This is a genomic window from Fictibacillus iocasae (assembly GCF_042665465.1).
In the GTDB taxonomy this organism is placed as follows: Bacteria; Bacillota; Bacilli; order Bacillales; family Fictibacillaceae; genus Fictibacillus; species Fictibacillus iocasae.
In genome coordinates this window covers 77,128-88,313 of sequence record NZ_JBHTCP010000002.1, presented here as the reverse complement: position 1 = coordinate 88,313, position 11,186 = coordinate 77,128, and the positions used below count along the sequence as shown (strand labels likewise).

Genomic DNA, 11,186 nt, shown 5'->3' with positions numbered 1-11,186 from the left:
GATGCCATTTCCACCAGGGCTGCAATTTTCGCCTATTTTGTTTGGAACAGGTTTTATCTATGACAGTGCAGGCGATGAATCACCCGGCAGTACCGACCTTGTCGGAACAGCTGCTCAATTTCCCGCAGCGTATGTCGCCTACGACGAAACGAATGTTTATTTTAGAATTCGAGTCAATGAAGATCCTCGAAATTCAGCACAAACAGGCTTCCGAAATTTTGCATGGGGTGTACTAATCAACACGAACGGTGTAGCCGGGACGTATCAATGGTTAATTTCGGTGTCAGGAAATTCAAACAGAGTCAATATTATCCGAAATACAACTCAGCTAGTAAACAATTGGAACGATCCAGCTGAAGGCACTGGCGGTGGCACACCAAACAAGACGTATCCTATCGTTAACTTTGATGTGGCTCGTGTGTCCTCTGTGACAGATGGTTCAAATTTCAGCGGAAATCCTGATTTTTTCATTGATTTCTTTGTACCAGCTGCTGATCTATTCACACTGCTCGGTATTAATGCTAATAGTTCATTGCGATTCGTTATCTTTTCATCAGCCAATGATAATAACTTCAATAAGGATTCCTTACGAGCTAATGAAGGCTTTCAGTTTGCAAGTGCATTCACCAATCCCGTAACGCCGAACGACGTAAATGTTAAAGCCAATCTCACCGTGGTTAAACAGCAGACAGGAGGACCAACTTCGGCCTTCACCGGTCAGCTGAACACTTATTCAGGTACGATCACGGTCACAAATACTGGGAAAAACCAAGCTATCAATGTGTTCGCAACGGATGTATTCGGATTTGACCAGCTTTCTACTTATTCAACAACAAGTGTAAGCCGCGGTACCGCGGTCTTTGATCCAAACACGAATGTACTGAGCTGGAACATCGGCAACATTCCGGCTAACCAAAATGCCATTTTGGCGTTTACAGCGAGCGGTATTTACACAACAGCCGGTACGCGACCTCTCGACACGGTCACCGTAACAGGTACGGATAGCTTTACCGGTACTGTGCTGCCTCAAAAGCAGGCGACTGTTAATATTACCGTTACTGCATCCGGAGGCGTTGCTGGACAAATTACCAATTCTGCCAACGGACAGCCGATTCCAGGTGCGACTGTTCAGCTTAGAACAACCGGCGGGGCTCTAGTCGCGCAAACAACGGCGAACGGTACCGGTTTTTACGGCTTCTCCAACATTTCACCTGGCACTTATAATCTTGTGGTTTCTTCACCAACATTCCAGACCGCAACGGTGAGCACGACGATTGTCTCCAACCAGACGACTACAACGAACGTAGCGCTTGCTCCTGTTCCTGGTAACATTAATGGATCAGTGACAGCTGCTGGCGGAGGAGCCATTTCAGGCGCTACCGTCCGGCTTGTGGATACATTTGGTGTTACTATCGCGACAGCCACAACGAATGCTGGAGGTTTCTATTCATTCGTAAACGTAACACCAGGAACGTATACACTAAACGTGACCGCCAACACCTTTCAGTCGGCTTCACGATCCATTATTTTGGATAATGCCGAAACCGAAACCGCCAATTTTGTCCTGCAGCCCAGCCCTGGTACGATTAACGGTACCGTCACAAGCACGACAGGTGCTCCTATCTCTGGCGCTTTAGTTGAAATTTTAAACTTAAACGGTCAGGTCGTCACGTCGACCACCACAAATGGCAGCGGCCAGTACAGCGTTGCCAACCTTGCGCCTGGCACGTATCAAGTAAGAATCAGTGCTGCGAACTTTAATACGGTACAGATCGGTGCTCAAGTCTCTGCCGGCCAGACAACTACCGTCACCGCTCAATTGACACCGAATCCAGGAAGCCTATCCGGAACAGTGACCGATCAAGAAACAGGTGCACCATTAGTCGGAGCCAGTGTGCGTGTAGTCGATAACTCGGGCTTCACGATAGCGACCGCTACGACTGGTGCAGGCGGAACCTACAGCATCTCTTCCCTGCCGCCGGGTTCGTACGCCGTCACGTTCGGCCAGGAAGGCTATGCTTCACAAACAATTGGTGCCATCATTACCTCAAATCAAACAACACAGGTGAACGCACAGCTCCGAAAAGAAGCTGGAAGACTGCAAGGAACCGTAACGAACACGGGAGGCACACCTTTAGCAAATGCTTCGATTCAAGTGTTTCAAAATAATAATATTGTCGCCACGACCACCACTAATGCGTCTGGTTTTTATCAAATTAACAATCTTGCTCCTGGTGTGTATATTGTTAACGCATCGGCTCCTACCTTTGTCACACAGCAGCTCGGTGCCACGATTAATGACCAGCTGACCACTGTGTTGAACTTTCAGCTTCAAGATAATCCAGGGACGCTGACTGGAACGGTAACGGATACAGGCGGTGTACCGATCTCGGGTGCATCTGTTCTCGTGACGAACAATTCTGGCGTTCTTGTCGGCCGTGGCTTAACGGATAATAACGGCAGCTATACAATCACCAATTTACTCGCCGGCAGCTATATTGCGATCGCTACAGCAGATAATTACCAAGCCGCTCAAAACGGTGTTGTCATTAATGAAGGAGCCTTGACGACAAGTAACTTCCAGCTCGCTCCAAATCCCATCTCTATTACAGGAACTGTCACGAACACCCAAACAGGAACACCTATATCCGGCGCTAATGTTCAAGTCAGGATCAATGACGCGAACGGCAATACGATTGCCACTACGCTTACGGATTCCAATGGTGTTTATCTTGTTAATAACCTTGCTCCTGGTGTTTATACAATTGTTATCAGTGCCAATGATTTTCAGACAAACTTTGCTACTGTCAATATTCCTCCTGGCGGTCAAGGTATAGCGAATATCGGGCTCACTCCAAACCCAGGCAGAATACAAGGATTAATTTTTAATGCAACCAATAATCAGCCAATTCCTGGTGCCATCGTCAATATTACGGATATTAACAGCACACTGATTGCCACAACGGTTACAGACAGCGTGGGTAATTTTACGGTTGACGGTCTTCCGCCTGGCTCTTACACGCTTGGCGCTATCGCAGAAAATTTCCAAAATAACTTTACAGGTGTCATTGTATTTGCAGGAGCGACGACACCTAGAAGTTTGGGATTGCAGCCGAATCCTGGCAGCATACAAGGAACCATCACGCCAGGTGTATCAGGGACGGTTGTTGAGCTGTTTACAGCAGATAATCTATTTGTGGATTCTGTAGTAACAGACGAAACAGGAAATTATATTTTTAATAATTTAGCTCCTGGTTCTTATAACGTTGTCGCATCTGCAGCGAATTTTTCAACAGAACGTGCCGGAGCTTTCGTTCAGTCTAATCAAGTCACAACTGTTAATTTAACTCTTCAGCCAAACCCTGCCAGTGTTTCAGGTACAGTTACCGATCTGAATGGTGTGCCGATCGGCAACGCCACCATTCGTGTGCTTGATAGCAACGAAGTCATTATCGGCACTGCGGGAACTGATGTAAACGGAAATTATATTGTGGAAGGACTTCCCCCTGGTAGTTTCACAGTTATTGTGACGGCACCAGATTTTTCGAGCTCCTTCACTGGGATCGCTGTTTCTCCCGGTGAAAACTTAACGAACATTAATTTCAATTTGACACCTGACTCTGGATCTATTGCAGGACAGATAACAAACAGCACGACTGGTTCACCTATTGTTGGTGCAACCATCGTCGTACGTACGACCACTGGTGTGTTCGTTGCTTCTCTTCCATCAGGACCATTCGGAAACTATGTGATTGAAGGGCTGGCACCTGGGTCCTACAATTTGACGGTAAGCCAGGATAATTTTGCAACTCAGGTTATTGGAGCGACTGTGCAGAGCAATACGCAAACCGCAGCCAATGTTGCGCTTGTACCGTCTGTAGGAAGGATTTCAGGAACAGTTACGACCAACGCAGGCACACCAATAACGGGCAGCAACATTCAAGTTAAGTTATATAACGATCAAGATGTGCTTATTCAGACGTTACTAGCCGAACCTGATGGTACGTTTGTATTTACCGACCTCGCTCCGGGAAATTATACCGTGAATGCCAATGCACCGACGTTTGCAGCCAATACAGTTGCGGCAATCGTCAATGCCAATGTAACTACGGCGATTACAGTCCCATTATCAGGGCTGCCTGCTACTTTAACAGGCTCGGTGTCAAACTCACAAACAGGTGATCCTATTGCTGGAGCTACCGTAACTGTTCAAAACTTTAATGGTGTGGTTCTTGCAACCACCGTATCCGGTCAGGATGGTACGTTTGAGTTTACTAACCTTCCAGCGGGTACACTCGAAGTGACAGGGATTGCTCCATCTTTTGGAACTGATTCGCGACAGGTGACAGTCACACAAGGAGGCACAGCTACAACCTTCCTAGCACTTACACCAAACCCTGGTACACTTCATGGATTTATTACAGATTTGTTTAGCGGTCTTCCTATTCAAGGTGCAAATGTTGTCGTAACGGATAGTACAGCTGCTGTTGTGGGTACAGCTGTAACTGATAATCGTGGAGAATATACGGTGCCGAATCTTGCACCAGGGCGGTACATTGTCAATGTGTCGGCATTAAATTATGGAGACGAACTATCATCTGTCGACGTTCCTGCAGACACAACGGTCGTGCTTAGCTTTGCTTTGCGCTCTAATCCTGGTACTGTGTCTGGTCAGGTAATCGACAATGACACCAATCAGCCAATTGAGGGTGCGACCGTCCGTTTGCGGCAATTTAGTCCGACTGGTGTCATTATCGCTACACAAATTACCAATGCATTAGGAAATTATTTATTTACCAATGTGACGGCTGAATCTTATGCAGTGACAGCTACAGCGCAAGGATTTACATCGGATGCTGCATCGTTTGTTATCACGCCCGGTGAGCAGGAAGTTGTAAATCTTTTCCTTGAAAGCCTTCCGTCAACCGTTAGAGGTACCGTTATCGATGCTGTGACCGGAAGTCCGCTGCCTGATACTCTCATGCGTCTTGTTGACAGCAATGGTGTGTTGGTCAGAGCGATCCAGACAGATGCGAACGGTCAATATTTAATAGACGCTCTAAATCCTGGTACGTATACATTGACCGCTATCAACTCCACGTATCAACGGGAAACCCTCGGATTTACGGTAGGAAGAGATGATGTGGCGACAGTCAATTTTGCGCTGCAGCCTAATGCGGGCTTTTTAACCGGTGTAATCACTGACAATACGACTGGAACGCCGCTTAGCGGAGCAACAGTCAATATTTATTTCGCACAAAGCTCGACACTTGTTGCTCGTCCAATTACCGATGGATTTGGTCAATATCAAACAAACGGACTTACTCCAGGTTCATACACGATTACAGCTACAGCTAACAATTACGGAACATCTACAGTCGGAGCTACTATCTTTTCGGATCAAACAACAACGGCAGATTTGTCACTAAACCCATTTCCTTCAAGTATTTCCGGTACCGTTTTTACACCTGAAGGAACACCGCTAACCAATGCCTCCATACGTGTGATTGATTCAAATGGTGTTGTCGTTGCGACGGGAATAACAGGAGCTGACGGTACTTACGCCATTTCCAACCTGCCTCAAGGCAGCTTTACGATCGTTGCAAATGCAACAGATTTTAGCAACAGTTCTATAGGAGTAACGTTAACACCGGGGCTTGTTGTGAGCGGTATCAATTTTACTTTAGAAAGAAATTCCGGGACGATTGTAGGGAGGGTAACGGTAGCCGAGACAGGATTACCGATTGCTGGAGCGAACGTTTCTTTCTTCCAAAACAATACACTTATCGGTTCAACTGCTACTGATTCCGATGGGTTCTATAGTTCAGGCACCATTGCTCCTGGTTCTTACATTGTTCAGGCAAGCAGAGATGGTTTTGCTACAAACAATACGGGTGCGGTCGTAAACAGCGGGCAGACGACCACAGCGAACATAACCCTCTCTACACTTACAGGAACGCTTTCGGGATCGGTCATTGATACAGATGGTAATCCAATTACAGGGTCTGGTACCATCATTCAAGTCATCAATGAAAGCGGTATTGTTCAGCAGACAGTTGCAGCGGATAATAACGGCAATTTCATCATTAACAATCTGCTTCCAGGAACATATATCTTAAACGTTACCGCTACAAATTTTGCTACTGGCAACGTTACCGTTACTGTAGTTGAGAATCAAACGACGAACGTAATCGTCGCTCTCGCTTCTCTTCCTGCAACCTTAACAGGGCTGGTCGCTGATCCAACGACCGGAAATCCAATTTCAGGAGCTTCCGTTACCGTAACAGATCAGAATGGTGTTTTCATCTCCTCAGGAACAACGGACAATAATGGAGGATTCGTCATTCAGAATTTGCCGGCAGGCACATTCAACGTAACAGCGAATGCCTCTGGATTCGGCACGGACTCTCGGTCAGTTACGTTAACTCCTGGAGAAACGGAATTCACCCAGCTCAGTCTCCTGCCCAACCCTGGCAGCATTACAGGAATTATTCGAGACGCTGCAGGCACTCCTGTTGCAGGGGCAACGGTTAGGGTACTTGACTCGACAGGGGCTTTTGTCGCTACTGTTCTGAGTGACTCGAGCGGTTTATACCTTGTTCCTGGACTGTCGGCAGGCAGCTATCAGGTGAATGTTAATGCGGAAGGCTTCCAAACGGTTGTAGAGGGGGCTCAGGTAGTCTCTAATACGGCAACAACACTGAATATCACATTAAGCACCGTCCCTCCTGGAGCGGTTCAAGGTATTGTCACAAGCTCTGTCACCGGACTGCCGATTGCTGGTGCATCTGTGCAAATCAGGCTTCTCAGTCCTTCCGGGCCAATTTTTGCGACAACACTTACAGATCCTGAAGGTGAGTTTTTTGTTCATGGATTGCAGCCGAACACGCAATACAGCGCCATCGTAAACGGCACGAATTTTGGCATACAATCTCAAACGTTTACAGCTGTATCCGGAGAAACCATCTCTCTCGCTTTCTCATTGACACCTAATCCCGCCACTGTGACAGGGCAGGTTGTCGGATCGGATGGAACACCGCTCGTAAACTCTGTTGTCAGATTAGTAGACAGTGTAACAGGCGCCGTTCTTGTTGAAACTCAGACAGATCGATTAGGCGTGTACACCATTCCTGACTTTGATCCGGGTACCTATAACCTAGTTGCTTCAAATCCACCTGTTTTCCAAAGCCAGGTTAGTACCTTTACCGCATCTGCAGGAGAAACGGTAACCGTAAATTTTATATTGCAGCCGAATCCAGGAAGTTTGACAGGAACCGTGACAACAACAGCAGGTGTCCCGATAGCTGGAGCTGTTGTTGAACTGCTGCAAGGGACGATTCCTCTCTTAACTACCATTACAAATAGTTTAGGAGGATACTCATTTGAAGGAGTTGCACCAGGCTCGTACACAGCTACGGCTACAGCGGCTAATTTTACGACGGCCACACAACAGGTGACAATAGAAGCAAACGAAGAGAGCGTCCAAAACTTTGCACTCGCGCCTAATCCTGGATCGGTCAGCGGGACGGTGACTTCATCCACTGGCGGTCCTGTTTCTGGAGCTTCTGTAAGGGTACTCGATCAGCTTGGGAACGTCATCGCCAACGCCACTACAGCATTAAACGGCACCTATTCCATCACTAACCTGCCTGTTGGAACGTTTAACGTGCTCGCTTCTGCTGAAGGCTTTCCGAATGAGTCCCGTTCACTTTCGATTAGCGCAGGGCAAAATGTTACTGGATTTGACTTTGTTCTGCAGGGAGCTGTTGCACCGGCTTCAGTCAGTGGCGCTGTATTGGATGAAAACGGTCAGACCGTTGCCAATGCGACTGTGCAAATTCTTGATTCTTTAAACAACGTTATTGGTACAACGGTTGCCGATGCGTTTGGTAACTTTAGCGTATCCAACCTGCCATCGGGTTCATTTACTGTTAGAGCAAGTGCTGCAGGCTTCGCGCCTGGCTTTACAGGAATTACACTTGCAGCGGGGCAGGATTTATCGGATGTTATCGTACGTCTCACGTCCATTGCTTCACCTGGCACGATTACGGGATTGGTTCAAGATCCTTCAGGTATTCCGATTCCTGGTGCCGCCATTGTTATTCGTGATCAAAGTAATGTAGTCATCGGTACCGCGAATACCGACGCAAACGGAGCCTTTACCGTGTCTGGTCTTGCTGCTGGTTCTTATACGGTCGTTGCTTCAGCTGATAATTTTGGCACGAACACAGTAAGCACTTCCGTCTCAGCAGGTGGAACATCAAACGTTGTTATCACTCTTTCTGTTAACCCAGGTACGGTTACAGGCCAAGTGACAAACGCAGTAACAGGAACGCCGATTGCAGGTACCTCTATTCGAATTGCTGACTCTGCTGGTACCACGGTAGCTGAAACGGCAACAGATGAAAATGGAAACTACACGGTCACTAATTTGAGCCCGGGAGATTATCGAGCAGTTGCCGTCAATCCAGCATTTCAAGTTGCTATTGAAGCATTCTCCCTCACACCGGGTGAAACAGAAATCATTAACTTTGCCCTGCTGCCAGCTCCAGGAACTGTTATTGGAAATGTTGTGGATGCCGAAACGGGTGAAATTATTCCTGGTGCCACCATTGAGGTACTGTCTAACCTTGTTGTAATCGCCTCTGCTGCGGTTAACAATTTGGCAGATTATATAATTGGCGGCTTACCTGAAGGGCTTGTAACTATTCGTGCCAACGCACCAGGTTATGCAACGGAAACGTTCACAATCAATGTTATTTCAGGCGAAATCATTACACAGAACTTTTCCTTGCTCTCATCACCAGGATCCATCAGCGGAACGGTTACAGATGCAGCAGGCGTTGCTGTTGTCGGTGCCACGGTTCAAGCATTTGACTCAATCGGCAATTTAATTGGAACAGCCGCGACAGATCAAAACGGAGATTATACGATTCCTAATCTTCCATCTGGTAATATTACCGTAATTGCTTCTGCACAAGGCTTCGCTAATGCTTCAACAGAAGTAACACTTGCCAGAGGTCAAAACTTGCTCGATGTTGACCTTGCTTTCCCGTCTGGCCTACCAGCTTCTGTAAGCGGTACAGTGACGAATGAAGCAGGTGTTCCAATATCAGGTGCAACCATTCAAATTCTTGATGAGGATGGCAACTTAATTGGCACGGCCACTTCAGACAGCAATGGAGATTATACGATTCCTAATCTACCGGCAGGTTCTTTTACCGTGTTTGTGTCTGCTGTCGGATTTCAAAATGAAAGTCTTGGAATCACGTTAGCTGTTGGTCAGGATTTAACAGACGTTGACTTTGCTCTTGCTGCAATCGGAGCTCCAGGCACACTTTCCGGTCAAGTAACGAATGCCACAGGAACGCCAATCGTTGACACATTAGTCACAGTTAGAGATGAGAACGGATTTGTTGTGGCAACAGCCACGACAGGTCCTGATGGCACCTATACTATAACAGGTCTTGATCCTGGTACCGTTACTGTAACGTTTACGGCAGTAAATTTCTCAACTTTTGTTGGCACAGCATTCATTGAAGAAGGGCAAGTAACCATCTTGAACGCGCTGCTCACTTCAAATCCAGGATTTATTACTGGAACCGTAACAGATGCCGCAACAGGACTTCCACTCGGAGGTACGACAGTTAGAATATTGGATGAAGCAGGTAACATTTTAGCAGAACTGATTACAGATGCCAGCGGGGCTTTCACCAGTCCTGGTCTTGCTGCTGGAAGCTATACAGTTGTCGTCATTAATCCAGATTATCAAGGTTTTGTCACAGACATTACCTTAGCTTCTGGAGAAACAGTAACATTGAACATTGCACTTCAGGCAAATCCAGGTTCCATTACCGGTTCTGTCGTCAATGCATTAACCGGACTGCCGATTGCTGGAGCTTTCGTTGAAGTATTTCTAGGATTCACCCCGCTAATTTCTGGATTTACAGATCTTAATGGCAACTTTACGTTTGAGGGTCTTCCAGAAGGACTGCTTACGGTTACAGCATCTGCACCAAGCTTTGCCATTGATTCAGAGGATGTGACGGTGTTTGCAGGAGAACAAAGTATTGTTAACTTAGCTTTGATTGAAAATCCGGCCTCTGTGAGCGGTCAGGTTGTCACGAGTACCGGAACACCTGTTGCCAATGCCACGGTAAGAGCGGTTGATCAGGCTGGTCAAATCATTGCCACTGTAACGACCGACTCTCTTGGCCAGTTTACGTTCGACAATCTGCCACCAGGTGTCATTACCTTGCTAGCTTCAGCAGATGGCTTTCCATCTTCTTCTACTGATGTCACCCTTGAGCCTGGTGAAGTGCTGACGGGCGTCCTTCTCATCTTGCAGGAGACGGTAACATCAGCTATTAGCGGAAATGTAATCGATACGAATGGAAACCCGGTTGCTGGTGCTGTTGTCAGTGTGTTTGATGAAAACGGCAACCTTGCAGGAACAGCAATTACCGATGAAAATGGAGGTTACACTGTCGATAACCTGCCATCAGGAACACTGACGGTTAATGTAACGGCTTTAAACTTTGTTGACCAGAGCCGCGACATCTTCCTAGATCCAGGTCAAATACTGCCTGATGTTGATTTTATCTTGTCACCTGTTACCGGTTTTGGTTCTCTGTCAGGTACAGTTACCGATAATAGAGGGCGTCCAGTAGCAGGAGCGCTTGTTGAAATTCGCAACGCCAACGGAGCGCTTGTGGACACTGAAATTACAAACGAAGCAGGCAGCTTCTTCTCCGATGGACTCGCAGCGGGAGGCTATACGGTTACTGTTACAGCAGCAGGCTTTAGCCCTGCATCTGTTTCAATAGAAATCTTTGTTGATCAGACAACAAACGTAAACATTCCGCTGACATCCATCGTGCCACCAGTTCCTCCTGTTCCGCCTAGTCCGGGTCCGGCACAGCCAAGCAACAAGCTGTTCCTCATTAACACAGGCACCGGTCAGCCGCTGTATCTTGGAGGACTGACGTTCCCAACGGAGTTCGTGCTTGTCAGACAGGACGTTTCGACCGGCCTTACTATCTTCACCTACCAGGATGTAAACGCGAACGGAGACATTGTTTCAAGAACGTATGTGACGGATCTATCTTGCTTTAGCGTCGTGTATAAGGTGTAATAAAAAGACAGAAAGTCGGGGTCCGGTACTTTAAGTACCGGACCCCGACTTT

General features: G+C 47.2%; 1 protein-coding gene. It reads left to right on the top strand.

The features are described from left to right. The first annotated feature begins 1 nt into the window (after nt 1). Nucleotides 2-11,134 carry a carboxypeptidase regulatory-like domain-containing protein gene (locus ACFQPF_RS00375; protein WP_379744814.1) on the top strand — a complete coding sequence of 3,711 codons (11,133 nt, stop codon included), beginning with the start codon at nt 2-4 and terminating at the stop codon, nt 11,132-11,134. Nucleotides 11,135-11,186: the final 52 nt, after the last annotated feature.